The organism is Pseudomonas sp. MPB26 (genome assembly GCF_046605355.1).
GTDB classification, from domain to species: domain Bacteria; phylum Pseudomonadota; class Gammaproteobacteria; order Pseudomonadales; family Pseudomonadaceae; genus Aquipseudomonas; species Aquipseudomonas cedrina.
The window spans coordinates 1,149,822-1,173,352 of sequence record NZ_CP176793.1; the positions used below are offsets into that span (position 1 = coordinate 1,149,822).

Annotated in this window: 22 protein-coding genes and 1 tRNA gene; 13 read left to right on the forward strand and 10 right to left on the reverse strand. The window is 60.9% G+C overall.

What is annotated here, in order from left to right:
- Positions 1 to 33 precede the first annotated feature (33 nt).
- The gene (gene sctV / locus ACLH0H_RS05455; RefSeq protein ID WP_411381265.1) at positions 34 to 2,127 is read right to left on the reverse strand and encodes a type III secretion system export apparatus subunit SctV; all 2,094 of its coding nucleotides are present in this window, start codon (positions 2,125 to 2,127) and stop codon (positions 34 to 36) included.
- Positions 2,124 to 3,188, reverse strand: coding sequence for a type III secretion system gatekeeper subunit SctW (gene sctW / locus ACLH0H_RS05460; RefSeq protein WP_411381266.1), 1,065 nt, complete (start codon positions 3,186 to 3,188; stop codon positions 2,124 to 2,126). The genes sctV and sctW overlap by 4 nt, the downstream gene beginning before the upstream one ends.
- 263 nt (positions 3,189 to 3,451) lie before the next feature.
- Here sctW and ACLH0H_RS05465 point away from each other — a divergent pair, with 263 nt between their 5' ends.
- From ACLH0H_RS05465 to ggt, 4 genes are all read left to right on the forward strand, one after another.
- The gene (locus tag ACLH0H_RS05465) at positions 3,452 to 4,003 is read left to right on the forward strand and encodes an RNA polymerase sigma factor (protein WP_411381267.1); all 552 of its coding nucleotides are present in this window, start codon (positions 3,452 to 3,454) and stop codon (positions 4,001 to 4,003) included.
- Between the two features lie 192 nt (positions 4,004 to 4,195).
- Positions 4,196 to 4,272: transfer RNA gene (locus ACLH0H_RS05470), tRNA-Met, on the forward strand.
- A gap of 107 nt (positions 4,273 to 4,379) precedes the next feature.
- Positions 4,380 to 4,520 (forward strand): hypothetical protein, encoded by a 141-nt coding sequence (locus tag ACLH0H_RS05475; protein ID WP_411381268.1) that lies wholly within the window; start codon positions 4,380 to 4,382, stop codon positions 4,518 to 4,520.
- Entirely contained in the window at positions 4,517 to 6,346 is a 1,830-nt protein-coding gene (gene ggt, locus ACLH0H_RS05480; protein ID WP_411381269.1) for a gamma-glutamyltransferase, read from the forward strand. The genes ACLH0H_RS05475 and ggt overlap by 4 nt, the downstream gene beginning before the upstream one ends.
- A 48-nt stretch (positions 6,347 to 6,394) precedes the next feature.
- Here the strand turns inward: ggt and ACLH0H_RS05485 are convergent, their stop codons facing one another.
- Positions 6,395 to 7,033, reverse strand: a complete 639-nt coding sequence (locus tag ACLH0H_RS05485; protein ID WP_411381270.1) for a LysE family transporter — start codon at positions 7,031 to 7,033, stop codon at positions 6,395 to 6,397.
- Positions 7,034 to 7,174: 141 nt separating this feature from the next.
- Here ACLH0H_RS05485 and ACLH0H_RS05490 point away from each other — a divergent pair, with 141 nt between their 5' ends.
- Positions 7,175 to 7,984 (forward strand): AraC family transcriptional regulator, encoded by an 810-nt coding sequence (locus ACLH0H_RS05490; RefSeq protein ID WP_411381271.1) that lies wholly within the window; start codon positions 7,175 to 7,177, stop codon positions 7,982 to 7,984.
- Positions 7,985 to 8,004: 20 nt separating this feature from the next.
- Here the strand turns inward: ACLH0H_RS05490 and ACLH0H_RS05495 are convergent, their stop codons facing one another.
- Positions 8,005 to 8,589 (reverse strand): flavin reductase family protein, encoded by a 585-nt coding sequence (locus ACLH0H_RS05495; RefSeq protein WP_169377513.1) that lies wholly within the window; start codon positions 8,587 to 8,589, stop codon positions 8,005 to 8,007.
- A gap of 119 nt (positions 8,590 to 8,708) precedes the next feature.
- A complete protein-coding gene (locus tag ACLH0H_RS05500) occupies positions 8,709 to 9,998 on the reverse strand; it encodes an MFS transporter (protein ID WP_411381272.1) in 1,290 nt (429 codons plus the stop codon).
- A 185-nt stretch (positions 9,999 to 10,183) separates the two neighbouring features.
- On the opposite strand from ACLH0H_RS05500, the gene ACLH0H_RS05505 reads away from it, so the two are divergent.
- On the forward strand, positions 10,184 to 11,602 hold the full coding sequence (locus tag ACLH0H_RS05505) for a short-chain fatty acid transporter (protein WP_076951028.1): 1,419 nt from the start codon (positions 10,184 to 10,186) through the stop codon (positions 11,600 to 11,602).
- Positions 11,603 to 11,640: 38 nt separating this feature from the next.
- Here the strand turns inward: ACLH0H_RS05505 and ACLH0H_RS05510 are convergent, their stop codons facing one another.
- Positions 11,641 to 11,985 carry a DUF86 domain-containing protein gene (locus ACLH0H_RS05510; RefSeq protein ID WP_411381273.1) on the reverse strand — a complete coding sequence of 115 codons (345 nt, stop codon included), beginning with the start codon at positions 11,983 to 11,985 and terminating at the stop codon, positions 11,641 to 11,643.
- Positions 11,982 to 12,272, reverse strand: coding sequence for a nucleotidyltransferase family protein (locus ACLH0H_RS05515; RefSeq protein WP_017844503.1), 291 nt, complete (start codon positions 12,270 to 12,272; stop codon positions 11,982 to 11,984). The genes ACLH0H_RS05510 and ACLH0H_RS05515 overlap by 4 nt, the downstream gene beginning before the upstream one ends.
- A gap of 271 nt (positions 12,273 to 12,543) precedes the next feature.
- On the opposite strand from ACLH0H_RS05515, the gene ACLH0H_RS05520 reads away from it, so the two are divergent.
- From ACLH0H_RS05520 to ACLH0H_RS05530, 3 genes are all read left to right on the forward strand, one after another.
- Positions 12,544 to 12,864, forward strand: a complete 321-nt coding sequence (locus ACLH0H_RS05520; protein WP_411381274.1) for a hypothetical protein — start codon at positions 12,544 to 12,546, stop codon at positions 12,862 to 12,864.
- Between the two features lie 93 nt (positions 12,865 to 12,957).
- Positions 12,958 to 14,658 (forward strand): acid phosphatase, encoded by a 1,701-nt coding sequence (acpA, locus tag ACLH0H_RS05525; RefSeq protein ID WP_411381275.1) that lies wholly within the window; start codon positions 12,958 to 12,960, stop codon positions 14,656 to 14,658.
- 102 nt (positions 14,659 to 14,760) lie between these two features.
- Positions 14,761 to 15,930, forward strand: coding sequence for a hypothetical protein (locus ACLH0H_RS05530; protein WP_411381276.1), 1,170 nt, complete (start codon positions 14,761 to 14,763; stop codon positions 15,928 to 15,930).
- Between the two features lie 45 nt (positions 15,931 to 15,975).
- On the opposite strand, the gene can is transcribed toward ACLH0H_RS05530, so the two are convergent.
- A complete protein-coding gene (can, locus tag ACLH0H_RS05535; protein ID WP_053134092.1) occupies positions 15,976 to 16,620 on the reverse strand; it encodes a carbonate dehydratase in 645 nt (214 codons plus the stop codon).
- A 155-nt stretch (positions 16,621 to 16,775) separates the two neighbouring features.
- Here can and ACLH0H_RS05540 point away from each other — a divergent pair, with 155 nt between their 5' ends.
- Positions 16,776 to 17,180, forward strand: coding sequence for a serine kinase/phosphatase (locus tag ACLH0H_RS05540; RefSeq protein ID WP_411381277.1), 405 nt, complete (start codon positions 16,776 to 16,778; stop codon positions 17,178 to 17,180).
- A gap of 150 nt (positions 17,181 to 17,330) precedes the next feature.
- On the opposite strand, the gene rimI is transcribed toward ACLH0H_RS05540, so the two are convergent.
- Positions 17,331 to 17,783, reverse strand: a complete 453-nt coding sequence (gene rimI, locus ACLH0H_RS05545) for a ribosomal protein S18-alanine N-acetyltransferase (RefSeq protein ID WP_003188286.1) — start codon at positions 17,781 to 17,783, stop codon at positions 17,331 to 17,333.
- Positions 17,776 to 18,519, reverse strand: coding sequence for an energy transducer TonB (locus ACLH0H_RS05550; RefSeq protein ID WP_411382373.1), 744 nt, complete (start codon positions 18,517 to 18,519; stop codon positions 17,776 to 17,778). The genes rimI and ACLH0H_RS05550 overlap by 8 nt, the downstream gene beginning before the upstream one ends.
- 187 nt (positions 18,520 to 18,706) lie before the next feature.
- On the opposite strand from ACLH0H_RS05550, the gene mksB reads away from it, so the two are divergent.
- The 3 genes from mksB to mksF are packed head-to-tail and all read left to right on the forward strand — an operon-like array spanning position 18,707 to position 23,518.
- Entirely contained in the window at positions 18,707 to 19,984 is a 1,278-nt protein-coding gene (mksB, locus tag ACLH0H_RS05555) for an Mks condensin complex protein MksB (protein ID WP_076951023.1), read from the forward strand.
- On the forward strand, positions 19,974 to 20,681 hold the full coding sequence (gene mksE, locus ACLH0H_RS05560) for an Mks condensin complex protein MksE (RefSeq protein ID WP_411381278.1): 708 nt from the start codon (positions 19,974 to 19,976) through the stop codon (positions 20,679 to 20,681). The genes mksB and mksE overlap by 11 nt, the downstream gene beginning before the upstream one ends.
- The gene (gene mksF / locus ACLH0H_RS05565) at positions 20,678 to 23,518 is read left to right on the forward strand and encodes an Mks condensin complex protein MksF (RefSeq protein WP_411381279.1); all 2,841 of its coding nucleotides are present in this window, start codon (positions 20,678 to 20,680) and stop codon (positions 23,516 to 23,518) included. The genes mksE and mksF overlap by 4 nt, the downstream gene beginning before the upstream one ends.
- Positions 23,519 to 23,531 lie beyond the last annotated feature (13 nt).

Here is a 23,531-nt window from a genome sequence, read left to right on the forward strand (position 1 = left end):
ATCGCGCCCTCCGTGCCGGACATGACCAACCCCTCATGTCACCGCACCACGCATCAACTCGTCCTGGGCAAGATCGAAGCGCCCCAGCACCTTGACCTTGGAGGCGATGCCCAGCTCGGCAAAAGACAGCACCGGTACGTGGTTGAATTCTTCTACTAACAAAGTACGCAGAGGGCTGCGCAAGTCCTGCGCCACCAACATCACGCTCTTGAGTTTCGGGCGCACGCTAAAGGCCTGATTAAGCAGGCCGACCAACGCCGCGCTGTACTCGTCATCGAGGGCAAAGAACACCCCGGTCTGCGTCTGGCGCAGCGCTTCACGCAGGATGCTTTCGGTATGCGGCGACAGCAGCCAGGCATGCAGACCGTCGGCTTCGCTGTACTGATGGTAAATCTGTGCCTTGAGCGCGATGCGCGCGTAGTCGGCCAGCGCGTCCGGTTCACGTTCATGCTGGCCGTACTCGATCAGCGACTCGACAATCAGCCGCACCGCCCGCAACGGCACGCCTTCGCTGGCCAGGCGTTGCAGCACCGCCGAAAAGCGCGACAGCGGCATGATCCGCTGCAGCTCCTGGACCAATTCCGACTGATTGTGCTCCAGCCAGCTGAGGATCGATTTGCTCTCCTGAACCCCCAGGAACTGCGGCCCACTGAGCATCATGGCCTGTTTCATGCGGTCAACGATCAGGCTCGCCGCGGTGAAGCGCTCCAACTGCGGGTCGTCGAGCAGCGGATCATCCGGTGCCAACCAGAGCCAATCCTGCTCATCACGCTCCGCAAGCCCGGGTATACCGTGCGCCGGCTCGACCGTCAGGGCCTTGCGCTCAACCGCCACATGATTGACCACCGACGCCTTGACCATCGGCACCTCATGCACGCAAAAGCGCATTTCATCGTCGGCCAATGAGTCATCGAGCTCCACCTCGAAGGGTGGCAATGTCAGGCCGATATTGGCGACCAGCGCATTGCGAGCCTGGCGAATCGCATGAATGAGATCAGCCACCTCAGGCGTCCCTCTCAGCACCGGAGAGAACTGCAAGAGGTAGGGCCTCGACGGATCGAACCCACGCAAGTCCTCATGGCCGTTCTCTTCGGGGCGCACCGCTTCGCAGGCTTCAGCGTTGGGCTGCTCCTGTCGTTGGCGCTGGCGCATCAGGTAATACCCCAGGCTGCCGGTGATCAGCGCGATGAAAATAAACACAACAGTTGGCATGCCAGGCACCGCCGCAAATGCAAGCATCCCCACCGAGGCGATCATCCAGCTCTTGGGCTCGCTGGTCATTTGCCGCGCAATTTCGGCGCCCATGTTGGTGACACCCTTGCGCCCATCCGGCGCCACACGGGTGATGATCATGCCGGCGGTAAGGGAGATCAGCAGCGCCGGAATCTGTGCGATCAGGCCATCGCCGATGGTCAGTACCGAATACAGCGCCATTGAATCGGCAGCGCTCAAGCCGTGCTGGAACATGCCCGTGGAGAAGCCGCCCAACAGGTTGACCACAACAATGATCAAACCCGCGATGGCATCGCCCTTGACGAACTTCATGGCGCCATCCATGGCGCCGAACAATTGACTCTCACGGGACAACTGCTCGCGCTTGTCCCGTGCTTGAATGCCGTCGATCAAGCCGGCGCGCAGGTCGCTGTCGATGGACATCTGCTTGCCGGGCATTGCATCCAGGCTGAACCGCGCTGCCACTTCAGCCACCCGCTCCGAGCCTTTGGTGATCACCAGAAAGTTGACCAGGGTCAGGATCAGGAAAATCACCATGCCCACGGCCAGGTTGCCACCGACCACAAAATTGCCGAACGCCTCGACGATGTCACCGGCGTCCTGCTCCAGCAGGATCAAGCGCGTCGTCGCAATCGACAGCGCCAGGCGAAACATGGTGGTCAACAGCAGAATTGACGGGAACGACGAAAATGCCAGGGGGCCCGGCAGGTAAAGCGCCAACACGATCAGCAGGCACGAGATGCAGATATTGAGTGCGATAAGAATGTCCACCAGCCAAGTGGGCAGCGGCACGATAAAGATAAACACAATGGCCATCACCACCACGGCGCCCAGTACTTCGGCGCGCTGCGCCACTTTGAGCAAAAAGCGGTTGATGACCGAAAGCGCAGTCACGCCATGGTCCCCGGTTCACCTGGAAAACGGGCGGGGCTGCGTGTAAGCCGATCCAGCTCACCCATCACCCCCAGGAAACTACGAAGGGTTTCTTCGCGTACTCGACCGTCGAGCCATATCGCCAATGGCAATTGCTGGACCAAGGGGTAAAGCGCATTGAGCGACACCAGCTTCCGGGCGTCCGGGCCACCTGCCAATTCATCGCCGATCCGTAGAATCTCAGCCGCTGTGATGCCTGCGCCGGCGAAACTCAGCATGCGCTGCAGCAGGCTCACTGCGTCGTGCTGGATACCCAGGCGCTGGATCAGCGCATGACAACCCGTCAACACGCCGCTCAACTGTCCACAGCTTTGCAGGCCCAGTAACAAGCTGCGCAACAGCGGTGTCGGCATTGACGACACCTTGGATGCAATATCGTCCGCCAAGGCTTTGCGCATCACCTTGAGCCCGTCGGCAAATCGCTCGCCACCGTAGACGCCCAACAGCGCTTGCATCATCGTCGCCAGGGATTGTCGTGTTACCACGCTGGCGTAGTAGAGCGTACGCAGCGCCTGGCGCTCCTGCGGGTCGACACTGGCCGCCTGCAGCACCACGGCGATGTTCAGGCCGGCCTGAATTTCCCCTTTATGACGAACCTCCAGCCTGGCAATGGCATCGCGCGCCAACGCCGCTTCGGAGGGGCGCGCCTCCGCATCGGCCTGGGCCGCCACATACTTGAGCACCACGAACGCGCGCGCCGGGTCGCCCTCGGAAAGCGCCAGCAATTCGTTAACGTCGGCGCGCTGGCGCAACGTTTCCCTGGTCAGCAAGGACATCATGGCCAGCGTCCTCTTGGCCGGATGGCCCAACTGACGATAAAGCTCCGCCATCTGTTCGATCGGGGGCACGCGCACGCTCACCTTGCGCTGGCTCAACGGCTGACTGTTGTTCGCCACTTCCAGGTTGAACAGGTGAGCGAGTTCATCCGCGCCATGAACCGGCGCGGGCTTGGAGGTCTGGATGAAAGCAGGTTGATCCGAGGGCGTGACCTTTTGCACATCGGGTGAGGATTCGACTTTCATGGACAGACCTGAACAGGAAGAGTGTTTCCCTGTGTGGCGAGGCCAGCTCGAACGGTTCCATCCCGCCGGGTACCACGGCGAATTTGATAAAACTTGCGCGGCGCTTCAGGCGCTCTATGCCAATCACTGCACAAATTCACACTATTTCAAGATGTTTATCAATACAAATCAACATGTTATCCAATGCACTTCCTTGGCATAGCCGGTGCAAAAGGGGTTGCCGTCGATACCTTTTCGACTGCGTCTATTCCAAGGAAATAATCATGAATATCCCTATTGAAGCTTTAGCGCACCTCGTTGGCAGCTCGCCTCAATTCATGCTTCACCTGACGGACGATCAACAAAAAAAACTGCGACGCTTCATTCACAAGCGCGTGCTCAACCCGGAAGATGCAGACGATCTTCTGCAATTGACGTACCTCGAAGCCTGGCGCAACCGGGAGCGCTTCAGCGGCAACGCCACGCTGAGCACCTGGATGTGCGGTATCGCGCAGAACCTTATCCGCAATCACTTCAGGCGCCTGTACGCCAAGCCCGTGCATTGTGAATTCGATGAATCGCTCTGGCACGGCCAGGAAGACAACCACAACCTGGATTGGGAATTCGAAGTCAATCGTCGCCTGGAAAAAACCCTGAGCGCTATCGACCATCTGCCAGTGGAAATGCGCAAGACACTGTACGCCTCGCTGGAAACCGACGGCAGCTACCAGGACACGGCGGACGCTCTGGATATTCCTATCGGCACTGTCCGCTCGCGCCTATCCAGGGCGCGCGAACAGCTTAAACGCGCCACTCATAACTCGCAGTATCCATAAAGTCAGGCACCGCGTCGGGTGGCAGGGATATCTGCCCAACGCGATCAGGCTTTTTTGGTACTCGGCAGGGTGAATCGCCAGCCACTCGTCGCTCGAGGCCGGTGGTTTACCTTAAACAGTTGAAAGCGTAGATAAAAATTCAAAATAAATACTTGACGCATTCCCGTTCTACGCGAATAATGCGCGCCACTTGGCTACATAGCTCAGTTGGTTAGAGCATAGCATTCATAATGCTGGGGTCCGGGGTTCAAGTCCCTGTGTAGCCACCAAGTACTAAAAACGGCTTACCGAAAGGTAGGCCGTTTTTTTATGCCTGGCAAAAGCCCCGTTTGCCAGTATTCCGCGCGTCCCCAACACTAAATGGAATCAGTGTTCGATGGCCTTCAACCCCCTGCTCCCGGCGTTAGCGCTGTCCGCCTTTGCCCTGTTCGCAAATGCAGCCTCCAAAGGCATGGTCAAGTTCGACGTTGAACTTAAAAAACAGTCGCCCAAGGACAGCAGATCATTCTCAAAATGAACGGAGTTCAGCGCGTGTTTTCAGTTTCTCGCCGTCAACTGTCAGTGATTGCCGCCGCCCTCGCCCTGGCTGCCTGCCATACACCTGTAAACGAACCGCCACCGGCACCAGAGCTGGGTTCGGGGTACCGCACCCACCTCACGCCCCAACACGCCGAGCGCCACATGGCTGCGGCCGCCAACCCGCTGGCGGCCGAGGCCGGGCGCGAGATGTTGCGCATGGGCGGTTCGGCGATAGATGCGGCGATTGCCATGCAAGCGGTGCTGACGCTGGTGGAGCCGCAGTCCTCCGGCATCGGCGGCGGCGCGTTCATCATGCTGTGGGACGGCGCCAACGTGCACGCCTATGACGGCCGTGAAACCGCACCGGCCGGGGCGACCGAGCAGTTGTTCCTGAAGGCCGACGGCACACCGATGACGTTTGCCGAGGCGCAGATAGGCGGCCGTTCAGTCGGTACGCCTGGCGTATTGCGGGCGCTTGAGATGGCGCACCAAAAGACCGGCCGGCTGCAATGGACCAAGCTGTTCGAACCGGCGATCCGGCTCTCGGAACAGGGTTTCGCCATTTCTGCGCGCCTGCACAGCCTGATCGCGGCTGATCGCTACATCTGGCAATCACCCGAAATGGCGGCATACTTCCTGAATGCCGATGGCACGCCGAAAGCCACCGGTACGCTGTTGAAAAATCCGGCGCTGGCAGACGTGTTCAAACGCATTGCCAAGGAAGGGCCGGACGCGCTGTACCGCGGGCCGATAGCCGATGAGATCGCACGTAAAGTGCAAGGCCATCGCAACGCGGGCAGCCTGTCATTGGCGGACCTGAAGGGCTACACCGCCAAGGAACGCACGCCGGTGTGCACCGACTACCAGCAATGGAAAGTCTGCGGCATGCCGCCGCCCTCATCGGGCGGGGTCGCCATCGCGCAGATCCTGGGCACCTTGCAAGCGCTGCAAGCCCGCGACCCGGGGCTGGCCATCGCCGCGATGCAACCGGTGAAAAGCCCATCGCCGGCCGGCCTTGATCCGACAGCCAACGCCGTGCACCTGCTGGCCGAAGCCGGTCGCCTGGCCTTTGCTGATCGCGCGCTCTACCTTGCCGACGCCGATTTTGTCCCGGTGCCGGTCGCCGGCCTCATCGCACCGGACTATCTGGCCAAGCGCGCTGCGTTAATCAGCGAGCGCAGCATGGGTATCGCCAAGCCGGGCTTGCCTGCGGGCATCCAGGTGGCGTACGCGCCGGATCGCTCGCCGCTGCGCATCTCCACCTCGCAAGTGGTGGCGGTGGATGACAGGGGCGGCGCCGTGTCGATGACCACGACAGTGGAAGCGGCGTTTGGCGCCCATGTCATGGTTCAGGGCTTCTTGCTCAACAACCAGATGACCGACTTTTCGTTTATTCCCGCGGAAGATGGCCAGCCCGTGGCCAACCGTGTCGAGCCGGGCAAACGCCCGCGTTCGGCCATGGCGCCGACGCTGGTGTTCGACCGCAAGAGCGGCGAGTTGCTGGCCACGCTCGGCTCGCCCGGCGGCTCGCAGATCATCGAGTACGTGAGCAAGTCCCTGGTGGCGATGCTCGACTGGAAACTTGACCCGCAAGCCGCCATCAGCTTGCCCAACTTCGGCAGCCGCAACGGCGCCACCGAATTGGAAACCGGTCTGTTCAGCCCAGCGCTGAAACAGGCACTCAAGGACAAGGGCCATGCGCTGAGCGAAATCGAAATGACCAGCGGCATCCAGGCCATCGTTCGCACGCGGGACGCCCAGGGCAGGATGACGTTGAGCGGCGGCGCCGACCCAAGGCGTGAAGGCGAAGCGGTCGGCGATTGAACATTCAACCAACGCAGAAAGCGCCCGTGCGCTCACTACCACGGACGGTCAGCGATTCGCTACCAGATGCGCACCGAAAAGCATGTAGCAACTCCCGGCAAAGCGGTCGAGCCACTTGCGCGAGCGGCTATAGAAATTGGCCATGCGCTCGCTGGAAAACACCAGGGCCACGCAGGAATACCAACTGAACGACAAGGTAGCCATGGTGATCACCGCCAGGGTCAGCAACATCGGCGACGGTGACGGCGGCATGGTGGAGGCGAAGATGGTGGCAACAAACAGGGCTGCCTTGGGGTTGGACAGGTTACCCAGCAGGCCCAGGCGCCAGGCGGAAAACAGCGAGCGCCGGGGGTGGTCCGGCAGCACACTCTGGCCCATGGCCGGCGCCGAGCGCTTGAACAGTTTCAGCCCAAGGTAAATCAGGTAGCAGCCGCCGATGATCTTGAACGCCAGGTACAACATCGGTGCTGCGGTGAACAGCGACTTGATGCCCAGGCCGCCCGCCAGCCCCCACATGACCGTACCGGTGGCCACACCCGCCGACGCCACCACGCCATGACGGCGCGAACAGCTCGCGGCCAATTGCGCCGTATTGAAAAAGTTGGGGCCGGGCGTCACTACCGCCACCGTCCACAGCAAAGCCAGCGAAACCAGGGGCGCCACGTAGGCGGGGTCGAAAAATTCCATGGCAGGCAGCTCCATCAGCATAAGACACGAAAGGCGATCATAGGCCTGGTACCCGCCCTGCACAATCGTACAAGACCCCCGAAGACAAGGGCTGCAGACTGGGTTAACGTGTTTCCATCTCCCTTTTTGTGACAAGTCGCCATGGGCAAACCCACCGCCACCCTTGACTGGCTGCACCGCGCCCCACATGCCAGTGGCCTGGACCGTATCGAGGCGTACTTTGCCGGCTTCGCATTCGATCCGCACCGACATGACACTTACGCCATCGGGCGCACATTGACCGGCGTGCAGAGTTTTCATTATCGCGGCGCCATGATCCACAGTCTGCCCGGCACCACCATGGTGCTGCACCCCGATGAAACCCATGACGGTCACGCCGGCAGCGACGAAGGCTTCAAATACCGGATGATTTACGTCGAGCCGTCGCTGATCCAGCAGATCCTTGGCGGCAAGCCGTTGCCGTTTATCCCCAATGGCCTATCCACTGACCCCAGGCTGTTCCGTGCCAGCGAAGTGCTGCTGCAAAACCTGGATAATCCCCTCGATCCGTTGCAGGAGCAGGACGCACTGTTCGACCTGGCTCACGCGCTGAGCAACGTTTCGGGGGGCATCGTCAGCCGCAAGAGCTTCGATTACGTCGCCGCCGAGCGCGCCCGGGAATTCATCCACGGTGCCCTGGGTCGCAGCATCACCCTGGATGAAATGGCTGACCACGCCGGCCGCGACCGCTGGGCCCTGTCGCGGGATTTTCGCGTGCTGTTCGGCACCAGCCCCTATCGCTACCTGACCATGCGCCGGCTCGACCTGGTGCGCAGCCTGCTGGCCCAGGGCCGATCGCTGGTTGATGCAGCGTTGACCGCCGGCTTCACCGACCAGAGCCATATGACCCGGCAATTTCGCAGCACTTATGGCATGCCGCCTTCGCGTTGGGTGAAGATGCTCGGGCGCTGACAAAACCGCTTGGAGGGGGCTCAGTGTGGAAGCTGATGCCCGTCAATCGGCTGGCCAATTGTGAGGAAATGCCCGCCCGCCACATGGTGCAAGGTGCGCCGTTGATCATGGCCTTCGAAGTGCCAACGGCCTTCGCTGAATACGCGTTCGTCGGCATACGCCGCGACCACTTCGCCCAGGAACAGATCGTAGGTCTGCTGGGTATGAGGCTCGGGCAACAGACGACACTCCAGCCAGGCCACGCAACCTTCCAGCAAGGGCGCCTCGGTATGTTCACCGATGAACGTCTGTAAACCGTATGCAGCGAATTTGTCGGTTTCGGCACCGGTGGTATTACCCAGCGTCTGCACCAGATCGGCCTGTGCCGCACAGGGCACCTGAAGCACGAAGGTGCCGGCGCCTTCCAGCAATTGGCGCGTCCAGGTGGCCTTGTCCAACACCACGGCGACTTTCGGCGGTTCGAAGTCCAGCGGCATCGCCCAGGCGGCCGCCATGATGTTGCGCCGGCCGTTGTGGGCGGCGCTCACCAGCACGGTCGGGCCGTGGTTGAGCAAGCGGTAGGCCTTTGACAGCGGAACGGGGCGACGGTGATGGGCTGGGCTCATGGTTGAAAAGACTCTTCAGAAAAAAATAAACCCTACGATACCCGATGCGCGCGGCGCGCGAGTATCGGAGCATGGCGGGGTCCGGTACGTTGCTGCTTTGGCACTTCTTGACTCAAAGCTCAGGCCTTTAATGTGTGGCGCTTGCCAAACAACGCCACGCTCAGCACCCCCGCCGCCCCCATCACTACGCAATAAATCACGCAGATCCACGGGCTGGTCGGCATCAGGGCAATCAACAGCAGCGGTGTGGTGCTGGCCCATAGTGCGTAGGCGATGTTGTAGGTGAAGGAGATTCCCGACACGCGCACCTGCGCCGGAAACAACCCGACCATCACCGACGGCACCGCGCCCACCACGCCGCAACCGAGCCCGGCCAAGGCATACGCCGCGCCCAGCCATACGCCGCCGCTGATGAGGCTGGCGTACAGAACCGCAATCCCCATCGGCAGCAACAGGCTGTATACGAGTACCGCGCGCCAGGCGCCGATGCGGTCAACCAGCAACCCGGCGAGTACGCAGCCGATATTCAGGAACACGATGCCCAACGCACTCAGGGCGAAAGTGTGGCTGGGGCTCATTCCGAAGGTTTTCTGCATCATGGTCGGGGTGATGACGACCAGCACCACCACGGCCGACGTCAGCACGCACGTGAGGATCATCGCCGGCAGCAACACGGCGCGGTGGTCACGCAATACGGTGCGCAACGGCAGTTCGGCGGCGGCTTGACGGCGCGCCTGCATGTCGAGGAACACCGGGGTTTCGCTGAGCCAGCGTCGCAGCCATACGCCGATCACGCCAAACACGCCGCCCAGCAGGAACGGAAAGCGCCAGGCATAGTCGAGGATTTCGGCGGGGGTGAAGACTTGCGCCAGCAAGGTGGCAGTAAGTGCGCCGAGCAGGTAGCCGAACGTCAGGCCGGCTTGCAGGAAGCCCAGGGCGTAACCGCGATGATGGGCCGGGGCGTGTTCGGCAACGAAGGTCCAGGCGCTGGGCACTTCTCCACCCACTGCCGCGCCTTGCAGCACGCGCAGCGCCAGCAGGATCAGCGGCGCGAAATAGCCGATGTGCGCGTAGGTGGGCATGATCCCGATCAACAGGCAGGGCAACGCCATCATCAGGATGCTCAGGCTGAATACACGCTTGCGTCCCAGGTGATCGGCGAAATGCGCCAACAGGATGCCGCCCAGCGGACGCGCCAGGTAGCCGGTGACAAAGATGCCGAAGCTTTGCAGCAGGCGCAGCCACTCGGGCATTTCGGGCGGGAAGAACAGTTGGCTCAGGGTCAGCGCGAAAAACACGAAGACAATGAAATCGTAGATTTCCAGGGCGCCGCCCAGGGCGGCCAGGCCCAGGGTTTTGTAGTCGGAGCGGGAAAAACGCTGCGCCTGTGAGGAAAGGGTGGCAGTCATGTGAAGGCTCGGCAGACAAACAAAATGGCGTGCAGGTTATGAGCTGAGCCAAGTGATGGCAATCACGACAGATATATTTGTTTTCCTCATGGATCGATGAAGATAACTGCATTCCCATATCAAGGGCGGTAGCGGAACATGCCGTGAAACTGCCAACACCATAATAAAGACAAGAGGAAAGACTCGTGGCCGATGCTATCGAAGAAAGCCGCTATGCCCGATTTGCCCTGCGCTGTTCCAACTTCGCCGAGCGCTGGTTTCCAGACTCCTGGGTGTTTGCCGCCCTCGCCGTGATCATTGTCGCCGTGGCGACCCTGGGCATGGGCGCCGCACCCGCCGAGGCGGCCAAGGCCTTTGGCGACGGGTTCTGGAGCCTGATCCCCTTCACCATGCAGATGGCGTTTGTGGTGATCGGTGGTTATGTGGTCGCCAGCTCGCCGCCAGCGGTAAAGCTGATTGATCGCCTGGCGCGTATCCCGAAGAACGGCCGCTCGGCCGTGGCGTGGGTGGCGCTGATCTCCATGGTCGCGTCGTTGCTGAACTGGGGTCTGTCCCTGGTGTTCGGTGGTTTGCTGGTGCGGGCGCTGGCGCGTCGGACTGATTTGCGCATGGATTACCGCGCTGCCGGTGCCGCGGCGTATCTGGGGCTGGGTGCGGTGTGGGCACTGGGCCTGTCGTCGTCGGCCGCGCAGTTGCAGGCCAACCCCGCCAGTCTGCCGCCGTCGATCCTGTCGATTACGGGCGTGATCCCGTTCACTGACACCATTTTCCTGTGGCAATCCGGCGTGCTGTTGCTGGCGCTGATCGTGGTGTCACTGATCATCGCCTACGCCACCGCGCCCGGCCCGAACAGCGCGCGCGACGCCAAGGCCTGTGGGGTAGACCCCGCGTTCAACCTGCCCAAGATACAAGCGCCGACCCGCCCGGGCGAATGGCTGGAACACAGCCCGCTGCTGACCATCCTGCTGGCTTGCCTGGCGGCCGGCTGGCTGTTCCATGAGTTCTCGACCAAGCCGGCGATCAGCGCGATCTCGGGGCTGAACACCTATAACTTCCTGTTCATCATGGTGGGTGCCCTGCTGCACTGGCGCCCTCGCAGCTTCCTCGACGCCGTCGCCCGAGCGGTGCCAACCACCACCGGCGTGCTGATCCAGTTCCCGCTTTACGGGTCGATCGCTGCGCTGATGACCGTGGTCAAGGGCGGCGACGGCCAGACCCTGGCCCACCACATTTCGACCTTCTTCACCTCCATCGCCTCCCACGACACCTACGCACTGCTGATGGGCGTGTACTCGGCGGTGCTGGGTTTCTTTATCCCCTCGGGCGGTGGCAAATGGATCATCGAAGCGCCTTATGTGATGCAAGTCGCCAATGACCTGCAATACCACCTGGGCTGGGCGGTGCAGATCTACAACGCGGCCGAGGCGCTGCCGAACCTGATCAACCCGTTCTATATGCTGCCGCTGCTGGGGGTGCTGGGCTTGAAGGCGCGGGACTTGATCGGGTTTTCGTTCGTGCAGTTGCTGGTGCATACGCCACTGGTGTTGTTCCTGTTGTGGGCGCTGGGGACGACGTTGAAGTATTTGCCGCCGGTGATGCCTTAACCAACGGGTGAAGCACCTGTTGTTGCAACAGGTGCTCTTCATGCTGGAGCGATGGGCAGATGCTCCAGTAAATCAGGCAAGGCGCTCTGGATCGTGTCCCAGACCACATCAAGGTTGATATCGAAATAACCATGGGCAATCCGATTGCGCATTCCGCGCATGCTTCGCCACGGGATGTGTGAATGACCGGCCGCGAAATCCGGATACTGGTTCATAATTTTGGTTGACGCCTCACCAATAATAATCACGCTCATGATCACCGCTTGTTGAGTTCGCCTGTCTTCCAGAAATTCCTCTTTGCTCAAGCCTTCAACAAAAGTGATCGCGTCAGTAGCCGCTTGCCGGACATGATTCAAATAATCCTCAAGGCGGTTTGCTGTCATACCGGACGCGCCTCGGCCAAGACTTTTGCACGAAACTTCAAAGGTAAATCGGCAGGTGTCAGTAAGTCCACATTGACGCCAAGCAGATCCTCAAGCTCTACCTGAAGTCCACCGAGATCAAAAAGGGTGGTTCCAGGCGGAGCATCAACTAATAAATCCAGATCACTGCCCTCTTGGTCGGTTCCCAGTAACACCGACCCAAATACTCTAGGGTTTGAGATGCGGAAACGACCGACGACTTCTCTGACGGCAGCTCGCTGTAGGTCAAGGGCGGTTGAAGGTTTCACGGTTCGCCTCGATGATGTCCTGTATCGATCCAGTCTAGCAGCGCCAGCCGCCTGTAGACATATGCATAACACTCTGACGAGGTATACGGGAGCTTTGGCAAAACCCGCTCAAACATGTGAGCCAGGTTCAATCGACAAGCTTAAAAGTCACTTTCTGAACTGACACGTGGTCTTATCGCACTCGAATCGACGGCAACCCCTGACTCCCCCCGCCAAGACCTTTGATTAACCTGATTCGGATTCCCACCCACAGCACACAAAGGACAATCCGATGACGCCGCTATCCAAATCGCTGGAAGAGTTAATCACTGATATCTACAAGGACGATCACGTCTCGGTCACTGAGTACAGGGCCTTGCGGGACGATGCCGATCGCCGCATGGCAACCGTCATCAAGGAGTTCGGCCTGCATAACAACGTGACCGCCTTTCAGAAATCGATCGACGTGGCCATGCAGCTATTGCAGACCAGTGTCATTGATTCCAAAAAGGCCAAGCTTACCGACACCGGCGAGGCCATCGTCAAGGATGCGGTGACGGCGCAGGTGGAGTACTTGCGTGCCGGCAGCCAGTTGGCGCTACGCCTGCTGTGATCGGCTGATTCAAATCTCTGTCTTCTATCCGTCACATTCCATTGCTACCGTCCTGCGAAACATCTTGCAACAACTCGCCAGGGACTCCCCGCAATGAGTGACGATCACGAAGACCGCCCTTCCGCCGATGCCGCGGCCCAACCGCCGGTAGACACCAGCCGCCGGCGTTTCCTGGGGGGCGCCGCGGTACTGGGGGTCGGCGCAACCTTGAGCGCCTGCGGCAATACCAGCGAAACGCCCGTCAAACCGGACGCGCGGCCGCTTACCCCGCAAGAATTGGACAAGGCCTTGCGCGACCAGGTGAAAACCGTGGTGGTGATCTACGCCGAGAATCGCAGCTTCAACAATCTGTTCGCCGATTTCCCCGGCGTGGAGAAACCGCTGTCTGCACTGTCCCCCGCCGATGCACAGCAACGCGACCGTGACGCCAGCGTACTGAACACCCTGCCGCCTGTCTGGGGTGGTGTGTTGCAAGTCGGCCCGCAGACGGTGGACGGGGTGACCTATGCCAGTGGAGCGCAATTCCAGGAAAACCTGCCCAACGCACCTTTCGCCCTCAAGGGTCCGAACGCCGAAGACCTGCCCCTGAGCCTGGTCACCCGCGACTTGTGGCACGTGTTCTATCAGAACCAGATGCAGATCAATGGCGGCAAGAACGACGGCTTTGTTGCATGGGCGGACTCCGGCGGCCTGGTGATGGGCCATTACGCCCAGAGTCGTTATTCCCTGCGCCTGTGGGACGTGGCCAAGGAGTTTGTGCTCTGCGACAACTTCTTCCAGGGAGCCTTTGGTGGCTCGTTCCTCAATCACCAGTACCTGGTCAGCGCCACCGCGCCGGTTTATCCGAATGCCGCTCAATCGGTGGCAAAAGCGCAGATCGCCACGCTGCAAAGCGATGACCCCAGCGACCCGCGCCTCAAACCGCTGGACACGTCCCCGGCCAGCGCAATGACGGGGCCGCCGCAGTTCGGCCCCAGCGCCCTGACCCCGGATGGCTACGCGGTGAACACCCTGGCTCCGCCCTACTGGCCGACCTGGATTCGCGACCCGCAAAACCCGGATTATTCCAAACCGGACCTGCCCAACGTGCTGGTGCCGCAGACCCACGAACACATCGGCGACAAATTGTCGAAAAACAACGTCGACTGGGCGTGGTACGCCGGCGCATGGCAAGCGACCCTGGACCAATTCAAGGATTCGGGCGGCATTCCGAAAATTCCGAACTTCCAGTATCACCACCAGCCGTTCAACTACTTCAAGCAACAGGGCCCGCAGAACCGCGCCGAGCGCGACAAGCGCCTGCGCGATGGCGGCTTGGGTGATGAGGCCAGTACCAACAAATTCTTCGCCGATGCCCAGGCCGGCAAGCTGCCCGCCGTCACCTTCTACAAGCCCCAGGGCAACCTGAACATGCACGCGGGCTATGCCGACGTTGCCTCGGGCGACCGTCATATCGTGCGGGCCTTGAAGGTGCTGCAAGAAAGCCCGCAGTGGCCAAACATGGTGGTGGTGGTGACCGTCGATGAAAACGGCGGCTGGTGGGACCACGTCGCACCGCCCAAAGGTGACCGGTGGGGCCCGGGCACGCGGGTTCCGGCGTTGGTGGTGTCACCGTTCGCGCGCAAAGGCACGGTGGACCATACGGTGTATGACACGGCTTCAATCCTGCGTCTGATCACCCGCGTATTCCAGCTGGAAACACTGGACGGCCTCAAGCAGCGGGATGACGCGATGATCGCCCGCGGCCAGAAACCCATGGGCGACTTGAGCAACGCCTTGCAGTTCAGCCTGTAGGTTTTCTTATCCAATAACGACATGCCTGATGATTTATAACGCGCCTTTGCTGGTCAGCCGCTACTGTGTGGAGGTGGGCTTTCGCTGACAAGGAAACAACCAATGTTCAAACCGACCAGGCTGTGTTACACCCTGGCCGCACTGATGGCGAGTGCGGTCGTACAGGCCGACATTGAGGTACCGCTGGGGAGCACGCAGCGTGTAACCCAACTGTTTGCCTACCCTAATAACTGCAATGTGATCTGCTTTCGGCCATGGACGCTGGAACAGACTGTCGAGCATTATCTGAACCAGAGCCTGCAACGGGACGGGTACAGCCGAGCGAAAGTCAGCGTCAAGACCCAGGAAGGCAAGGTATCTGCGACCTTCAGCGGTGTACCCGACAGTTACGGCCAGCCCCTGACCCGATTGCTCGATACCGCCGACCTGGCCTATCAAGGCGCCAGCCGGCTCAACAGCGACGGCAAATGGGCCTATAACTGGTACCTGTTCCTGCCGCTGGGCATGGCTCTGGAAAATCGCAAAAGCATCGAGTTGCTGCATTTCCCGCCCGATTATTCACTGACCCAAGCGCAGGATTACCTGGAATCGGCCACCACCGACCGCTGGGCAGCCCTGCTCACGGACAACGGCGTACCTGCCACTGAAACCCCGGCTTACCAGACCATCATCGATATCGCGCCCATCGCCGCGCCGTCCAACGCGGGCAAGGACCTGGAAACCGTCTACAGCTATTTCACCGATTACCAGACGCGCATGGTCCAGGAGCTGAGCCTGTCCGACAAAGGGGCTTTGCCGATGGTGGCTTTTGGCGCGCCGGTACGCGGCTGGATCAAGCAACAGTACGGGCAGACGGTGGGTGTATTGAGCCTGGCGCAGATCAGCCCGATAGCGGGCAAAACCGTGTCCGTGCTGGGGGCGAACCACCCGAGCTACATCTGGTATGCCGCAAGTCCCGATACCTACGAGGGCAACGAGCAGAAAGCCGACGAGGCCGGCTTGAAAGTGATGGGCCAGGATTTGAGCGCCGCCTGCTGGCAGGCCGGCATGGCGCAAAAACCCGAGAGCGATCCGAATGTGACGCTCAAGGCTTGCATGAACACTTGGCAGGTCACGCGCAAGGAACAGACATGCGAGTTGTTCTATACCTCGGTGCGCAACCTGCCCCCGGCAGAGGCAAGTGCCAAATGCGCCACGCCTGCGATCAAGACCCAGTTGAAACAGCTGAAGAACCCTGTTCCCACTCCAGCTACGGCGATCCCGGCGCTGTAGCTGCAGGACTGCGCTTGCTGGACAGAAGCGCAGCCGCGTCGGCTCTTAGACTTCACCCAACGGGCGCAGGCGATACTGCGGCGGCAACTGCTCGAAACCACTGATGGTGGTATTCAAGCTCTTCCAGCGCCCATCCTTGATGCCGTAGATGCAGCCATGGATCGACAGGCTCTGCCCACGGTGCCAGGCGTTTTGCACAATGCTGGTGTGGCCGACATTGGCGACCTGCTGGATCACGTTCAACTCGCACATGCGGTCGACGCGCTCTTCTTCAGTCGGCAGTTGGGCCAGTACGTCACGGTTTTCGTAATAGAGGTCGCGGATGGTGCGCAGCCAGCCGTCGATCAGCCCGAACTGACGGTCCTGCATCGAAGCCCGCACGCCGCCGCAGCCATAGTGGCCGGTGACAAGGATGTGCTTGACCTTGAGCACGTCCACCGCGTACTGGATCACCGAGAGGCAATTGAGGTCGGTGTGCAGCACCACGTTGGCCACGTTGCGGTGTACGAACAGATCACCCGGCAACATGCCGACAATCTCGTTGGCCGGTACGCGGGCGTCGGAACAGCCGATCCACAGGTATTCCGGGGTTTGCTGGCGGGCGAGCTTGGCGAAGAATTCGGGATCTTCCTGTTTGATCGCGTCCGCCCAGCGTTCATTGTTATCAAGCAGGTCTTGTAATTCGTTCATCAGGGAAAGCCTCAGGAATGATGCGCAGTTTTGTGACTGACAACCCCTCGTCCGGGTCACGCCCTCGGTGTGAATAACCAGGTGTCAATTAGCTTGAATCTTTGGGGCGCACAGCCTGTCCACACACTATAAGCCCCATAGTATGAGGATTGGCCATGACTGAATCACGACGTCCCTACGGCGCTACACAGCCCGAACCGATTGATGACAACGAAGATCGCATGGGTTCGATGCGCGAGCTGGATTTTGACCAGGAAGATCAGACGGCGGAAATCGGCGATGAGCTCCCACCGGGTGAGCGCGAGCAGCTGATGCCCGAAGAGCGGGTGCGCGAAGCCGGGATGACCGGTGCGTCGGTCGCCGACCATGAATCGACTGACGATGACATGAGCCCCGAGACGCTGATCCATGATGATGGCGCGCGCGATGCACGGGAAGAAGGGGAAGACAGCCCGGCGGATTACGATCTGAGCGTTGTAGACGAAGATGACATTGGCGGCGGGAATGGGTTGGATGAGGCCGAGCTGGCTGACCTGGATCCTGTAAACGGTAGCCGCTGACACACCGCAGAACTCATTGTAAAAAAGGCCCCTGTGGGAGCTGGCTTGCCTGCGATTGCATCACCTCGGTTTCACTGAAACACCGAGGTGCTTGCATCGCGGGCAAGCCCGGCTCCCACAGATACTGGGGTGTGCAAGGGTTTTACATGCTTAATCGACAAGGGTGCAAGCCATTACAACCGCATCTTCGCGGCCACCCACTGCCGGATAATAGTCGCGGCGACGGCCAATTTCGTTGAAACCATAACGTTCGTACAAACGGAACGCCCCGGTATTGCTGTCACGCACCTCCAGGAAGCATTCCCGCGCATTCGCAGCATAAGCGCGGGACATCAAATGCTCCAGCAGCGCCAGGCCAAGCCCCCTGCCCTGGTTTTCCGGCTTCACGGTGATGTTCAGCAAATGCGCTTCATCGAGAATGATCTGCACCACGCCGTGCCCCACCTGCTGCTCGCCTTCGAACATCAGCCAGATCTGATATTTGCCCAACCCGTCGAGAAAGATCCCACGGGTCCACGGGTGGCTGAACGCCGCGTATTCGATTTTCAGCACGGCGTCGAGGTCGGCCTCGGTCATCGGGCGGAAGGATAAAGCCTCACTCATCGGTTGTTTTCCAGCGCGCCATCAGCCGGCGCATGGCTTGCCAGACATCAGCCTTACGCTGTGGCTCTTCCATTAATAATTCCAGGCCCGGCAGGGCCCATACCGAGCCCAGGCCTTCGACCTGCAGCTCGCGGTACCAGGCTTCGGCATTCGCTTGGCCGGCAAACCGCACGGCGGGCAGGCCGATCAGCCACAGGCACACGCAAGGTTCGTCTTCCAGGCGCGCCGACACAAAGCCTTGCACAAAATCACGCGCAGCTTCCGGGCCCTGGTCCATGGTGCCGCGCACCAGCAATGGCCAGCGCACCGGGTCGCCGACGATTTGCGGGCTGTCGGGCAGGCCGGCGGCGCGCAGCATGTCCTTGAGCAGCATGTAGGCGGGGTCGCGGGTCTGGAAGCGTTCGCCGGTGGGTAATTCCACCAGCAGCAGGCAGCGCCCGGCGCGCAGCAATTGCAGGGCGAAACGCGGTGGCGGCACCACCGGGGCCTTGACCACGGGGGCGACCTCTTCGACCGCCGCGGCTTTGGTCACTGGCGATGGGCGCGGGACTTCGATCCTGGCCCGCTCGACCACAGGGCGCGACTCGGGCACAGGCTTGACCACCGCGACCGGCGCGGCCGCTTCCTCGCCCGACACCTGGAACGCCTCTTCGGGCTCAAGCGCCTGCAACAGCTCGGGCCGCGACGGCGCGGCAAACGGCAGTTCGGTGCGGGGCAGCCAGTTGACCACCTGCATGGCGGTCAAGTAAGCGCGACGTCGGGACTCGGTAAGCACAGCTCGGCCACTTGCGGATAACTAAAGAGCGGGGATTCTACCGCTGTTCGGCAACAATCGCCCACTGCACACTGACCGGCTGTGGATAAATCCCGCGCCCGATGCAGTACAATCGCGACTTTTAATCGCCAACCAGCCGGCCATCCCCATGATCGAACCCAAGCGCGTCCTGCGCGCCCTCGCCGAACACTGGGCCTTGCTCGAGCCACTGTGCGAACACTTCGACCAAGGCACCCTGAGCCTTGGCGAACTGCGCGCGCAACTGGCCGCCCAACAACTGGATAGCACGCCGCAGGACATCACCAGCCTGCTGGACGTGTGGATTCGCCTGGACATCCTGGTGCCCGTCGCCAAGAGCCCGAACCGTTTCGAGCTCAACGCGCAGATCCACGACTTCCTGGCTTACCTTCGCAAGGAGCACCGGCTTGGCCTGTGCCTGGAGATCGAAGCCTACCTGCGCCACCTCGAGCGCCTGGCCGGTTACATCCAGGATGCCTTCGATATCCGCGATGGCCACGACCTGGCCCGCCAACTGCGCCTGCTGGATATGCGTGTGCGCGACGTGCTGAAAAAACTCGCCAACGACGAACAGGCCCTCGCCGCCGTGGCCGACCGCGCCAAGACCAGCGACCGCCAGATCCCGTTGCGCCAGCGCTACGCCGAAGTATTGGCGACCTGGGACGAATACGTCGAACCGATGATCCAACTGGTTAATGCCGACGGCGCCTTCGAGCAAGGCGTGCGCAAGGTCGAGAATGTGCTGCTGCGCATGCTCACCGAGCAACAACGCCTCGGCCACCTGGTGGATGACGACATGCTGCTGCGCACCCACGCGCGCATCCTCGAAATGCAGACCAGCGCCCAGTTGACCTTGCGTCATGCGCGCGAGTTGCTGTTGCCGTTGCGCGAAGAAGCGCGCCGGCACAACGCCGTGACCCGTGGCGCGGCGCTGGCCCTGTCGGCTATCCGCCGCAAAGGCCTGGACGCGGTGCCGCAAGCGGCGATGCCGATGTTCACCCGCCCGCAAAGCACCTTCCTCGGCAGCGCGAGCCAGGTGGAAGCCTATGTGTATGCCCTGGCGAATTTCGAGCCGAAACCGGCGCGTTTCCCCAAGGCGCACAAATCCCACAAGGGCGAAGCCCAGCGTGCGCCGCGCACGGTCAAGGAAATGCTCGAACGCTGCGAAGACGCGTTGCCGATGCCGGACCTGATGACCTGGCTGCTGGAGCAGGAACCGGACGGCGCCACCGACGAATTGCTGTACTGGTTCTCGCGCCTCTCGCGTGAAAAACGCTTCAAGCGCGAACGCCTGGAACGCCGCGATTACCACACCCACGAGCATCAGGTCAGCCTGCGCTCATTCGCCCTGCTCCCGGCCAGCACCGACGCCGCCGAGAATACTGCGAGCATCCCCTATGCATCTTGATCTATCCGAACTGTCCCAGCTGGCGCCGATCTTTCGCGAGCTGTTCAAGGGTTACCACGTCAGCCGACGTGATCCGGAGCTGTACGCGCAGCTCTCAAACTTCCAGGACCAGTACCGCACGCTGTTCAAGGCCCTGGGCTTTGAACTGGTGTGCGATACCCGTGGCTTCTATTACTTCGTGCCGGACTCCGCGATTGCCAGCGCGCAGGTGAACAAGACCGCCCAGCGCCTGGCGTTGTTCACCTTCATTCTCGTTGAGCACCTGGCCGACCAGGGCCGCGACCCGATCGCCGTGCTCGACGGCGGCAGCCTCGGCCGCGATGAGCTGCCGTCCCTGCTGGAGAAATACCGCGACCTGTTTATCCAGGCCGAGGTGCAGACCCAGGAAGAACTCGAAGAAAAAATCATGCGCCGCATGACCCAGCTGGGTTTTGCCAGCGAAGACAACGGCATCTACCGCTTCCTGCCGCCGATGCACCGTTTCCTCGATGTATGCCTGTCGGTGCAGCAGGACCGCGACCTGGCCGCCAGCGTACACAGCGTATTGCCATTGCCAGCGCCGGTGATCATCGATGAAGACAGCGATGAGAAACTGCTGAAGACCGATGATCCGCTCGATCTGAGTGACTTTGCAGAAGAAAGCGAAGAAGACGCCATGGCCCGCGCCATTGCCGAAGAACAGGAGACCGACGCATGAGCAAGGAACGCTACGGCATCCGCCGCTTCGCCCTATTGAACACCGCCGGCTACAGCCTGGGTTTGTTCCCGCTGGAAGAGCCGCTGTCGGTGTATGGCGCCAACAACCTGGGGAAATCCGCGTCGATCAACGCCTTGCAGTTCCCGATCCTGGCGCGCATGTCGGACATGAGTTTCGGCAAGTACACCCTGGAGCAATCCCGGCGCTTCTACTTTGCGACCGACACCAGCTACATCCTGGTGGAAGTTTCGCTGCCTCACGGCCCGCATGTCATCGGCGTGGTCGGGCGAGGCCCGGGCGGTGGTTTCGGACACCAGTTCTTTGCCTATGCCGGCAAGCTGGACCTGGCCCATTACCAGAAAAACGACACGTGCCTGCGCCAGAAAGAGCTGTTCACCAACCTTGAACGCGAAGGCCTCAAAGCCTACGAACTCAAACCCGATGAACTGAGGCGCTTGCTGGTGGGCGGCCACACGTCGATCCCCCTGGACCTGACGCTGATTCCGCTGCGCTCTACCAGCGAACAAAGCCTGAAGACCTTCCGCGCGCTGTTTATCAACTTGCTGCACATGCGCGAGATCACCGCGGCCAAGCTCAAGCAGCTGTTCCTGGATGCGTTTGAACACAGCCTGCGTTCCGGCAGTGTTGATTACATCGCCGCGTGCGAAGAAGCCTTCCGCGATGTACGACGCATGGAGCAGGACTACAATTCGCTGGTCGCCGCCGGGCCTTTGGTCGAGGCGCTCGCAAACGGCGTGAAACAACGCGATATCTTGCGCGGCAAGCTGCATCGCCTGTCACCGCTGCTGGATTCGCTGCTGGGCACCTGGTCGGACTACGCCAGTGCGCGCAAGGAAGAGCTCACCATCCAGGCCGAGCACTATCGCAACGAGCAGGATGCGCTGCAGAACGACCAGCGTGGCGGCACCCAGGAGCTGATGCGCCTGGAGCGCGAGATCAGCGGCATCCAGCGCTGGCTGGGCGAGCTGTCGGTGCTCAAGCACCGCTTCGCCTTGGTGGATGACGTGAAGGTGCTGGAGCAGCAACTGCTGGCGGCCAAGGATGCCCACGATGAACTGGCCGGCGCCCTGGCGCAATCCCGGCAGTTCAGCGCCGAGGATCTCGACGAGCGTTTGCGCGACCTGGAAAAACGCCTGAAATCGGTCAAGCAGCAGCTTGATCATGCCGACAACAACAGCTACGCCAAGCTGCGGGAAGAATTCTCACAGCCGGATGTCGAACGTCTGATGCGTCTGTTCAACAGTTCGTTGTTCAGCCTGCCGTTGGGCGCACAGGGCATCACGCTGGACGAGGAAGGCCGGTGGGTCAAATCCCTGGAGCTGATTCTCGATGGTTTCAAAGGCGAGCGTTTTGAAGTGCCGGGGCTGGCCATCGATCTCTCGCATATCGAGCCGCCGGCATTGCAGGCGCTGGCCGATCGCGCGGCGTTGCGTGACCAGAAAGAGCGCCTGGAAAAAGAGCTCAAGCAACTCAAGACTCAGCAGGCCGTAGCCTCCGACCGCGCCGCGAGCAAGACCCAGACCGAAGCGCTGTACCAGCAGGTACTCGACGCGCAGAAGGCTTTGGAAGACTTCCGCCGCGCACAAACCCTGAGTGCCGAAGAAGGCGAGAAACTGGAAAACCTGTCGCAGATGGAAGCGGCGCAGGATGAGTTGAAGCGTTCCAGCGATGCCTTCACCGAGCGTGTTCAACAACTGTCGGCCAAGCTGCAATTGGTCGGCCGTCAGATCGGCGATATGGAAGCCAAGCAACGCACGCTGGACGACGCGCTGCGCCGTCGTCAGTTGCTGCCAGCGGACTTGCCGTTCGGCACACCGTTCATGGACCCGGTCGACGACTCCATGGACAACCTGCTGCCGCTGCTCAATGACTATCAGGACAGCTGGCAAGGTTTGCTGCGCGCCGATGGCCAGATCGAAGCGCTGTATGCGCAGGTGCGCCTCAAGGGCGTGGCCAAGTTCGACAGCGAGGACGACGTCGAACGGCGCTTGCAGTTGCTGATCAATGCCTATGCACACCGGACCGATGAAGCGTTGACGCTGGGCAAGGCGCGTCGCGCGGCGGTCACCGATATTGCGCGCACCCTGCGCAATATCCGCAGCGACTACGACAGCCTCGAGCACCAGTTGGCGTTGTTCAACCGCGAGATCAACAAGCGTCAGGTATCGAACCTGCAAAGCTTCCGCATCGTACTGGCGCCGAACAAGGAAGCCCTCAAGCATATCGACCAGATCATCCACAGTGCCGGTCAGTATGAAGAAGGCGAGACTCTGTCGGTGTTCGACCTCAGCCAGAGCGCCGAGCAGGACAACAAGAACGAAGAGGCCAAGGAATACCTGGCGCGCCTGGTAGCGGCCAACCATAACCAGTTGGGCCTCAAGGACTTGTTCGAGCTGGCCTTCGAGATCACCAAGGTACATGGCCAGCCGGTGATTCATACCGACATCGATGGTGCCGCGTCCAATGGCACCACCATGACCATCAAGGCGCTGACCAACATGTACTTGTTGCTGCACTTGATGGACCGAGACCAGGCCGGACGCGTGCGTTTACCGTACTACCTCGATGAAGCGGCGGACATCGATGAGAAGAACCAGGCGGCGTTGCTGGAAACCAGTTTGCAGCTGGGTTTTGTGCCGATTCTTGCCAGTGTGAAGCCACAGGTGTCTGCCCAAGTGGCGATCGACCTGGAAGGCGGCAGCGGGCCGAACGGGATCTATATCGATGAGGCGGATTGGAAATATATTCGTCGTCACGATGGGGTGAAGGCCACGGTGAACGTGCAGGCGGACGAGCCGGAGTTGGATGAGGCCTGATCGGTTGCACTGA

What these genes read in the sequence shown, in the direction of transcription:
- sctW (WP_411381266.1), bottom strand. Translation starts at nt 3,188, where the DNA reads ATGAAAGTCGAATCCTCACCCGATGTGCAAAAGGTCACGCCCTCGGAT.
- ACLH0H_RS05465 (WP_411381267.1), top strand. Translation starts at nt 3,452, where the DNA reads ATGAATATCCCTATTGAAGCTTTAGCGCACCTCGTTGGCAGCTCGCCT.
- ACLH0H_RS05475 (WP_411381268.1), top strand. Translation starts at nt 4,380, where the DNA reads ATGGCCTTCAACCCCCTGCTCCCGGCGTTAGCGCTGTCCGCCTTTGCC.
- ggt (WP_411381269.1), top strand. Translation starts at nt 4,517, where the DNA reads ATGAACGGAGTTCAGCGCGTGTTTTCAGTTTCTCGCCGTCAACTGTCA.
- ACLH0H_RS05485 (WP_411381270.1), bottom strand. Translation starts at nt 7,033, where the DNA reads ATGGAATTTTTCGACCCCGCCTACGTGGCGCCCCTGGTTTCGCTGGCT.
- ACLH0H_RS05490 (WP_411381271.1), top strand. Translation starts at nt 7,175, where the DNA reads ATGGGCAAACCCACCGCCACCCTTGACTGGCTGCACCGCGCCCCACAT.
- ACLH0H_RS05495 (WP_169377513.1), bottom strand. Translation starts at nt 8,589, where the DNA reads ATGAGCCCAGCCCATCACCGTCGCCCCGTTCCGCTGTCAAAGGCCTAC.
- ACLH0H_RS05500 (WP_411381272.1), bottom strand. Translation starts at nt 9,998, where the DNA reads ATGACTGCCACCCTTTCCTCACAGGCGCAGCGTTTTTCCCGCTCCGAC.
- ACLH0H_RS05510 (WP_411381273.1), bottom strand. Translation starts at nt 11,985, where the DNA reads ATGACAGCAAACCGCCTTGAGGATTATTTGAATCATGTCCGGCAAGCG.
- ACLH0H_RS05520 (WP_411381274.1), top strand. Translation starts at nt 12,544, where the DNA reads ATGACGCCGCTATCCAAATCGCTGGAAGAGTTAATCACTGATATCTAC.
- acpA (WP_411381275.1), top strand. Translation starts at nt 12,958, where the DNA reads ATGAGTGACGATCACGAAGACCGCCCTTCCGCCGATGCCGCGGCCCAA.
- ACLH0H_RS05530 (WP_411381276.1), top strand. Translation starts at nt 14,761, where the DNA reads ATGTTCAAACCGACCAGGCTGTGTTACACCCTGGCCGCACTGATGGCG.
- can (WP_053134092.1), bottom strand. Translation starts at nt 16,620, where the DNA reads ATGAACGAATTACAAGACCTGCTTGATAACAATGAACGCTGGGCGGAC.
- ACLH0H_RS05540 (WP_411381277.1), top strand. Translation starts at nt 16,776, where the DNA reads ATGACTGAATCACGACGTCCCTACGGCGCTACACAGCCCGAACCGATT.
- rimI (WP_003188286.1), bottom strand. Translation starts at nt 17,783, where the DNA reads ATGAGTGAGGCTTTATCCTTCCGCCCGATGACCGAGGCCGACCTCGAC.
- ACLH0H_RS05550 (WP_411382373.1), bottom strand. Translation starts at nt 18,519, where the DNA reads ATGCAGGTGGTCAACTGGCTGCCCCGCACCGAACTGCCGTTTGCCGCG.
- mksB (WP_076951023.1), top strand. Translation starts at nt 18,707, where the DNA reads ATGATCGAACCCAAGCGCGTCCTGCGCGCCCTCGCCGAACACTGGGCC.
- mksE (WP_411381278.1), top strand. Translation starts at nt 19,974, where the DNA reads ATGCATCTTGATCTATCCGAACTGTCCCAGCTGGCGCCGATCTTTCGC.
- mksF (WP_411381279.1), top strand. Translation starts at nt 20,678, where the DNA reads ATGAGCAAGGAACGCTACGGCATCCGCCGCTTCGCCCTATTGAACACC.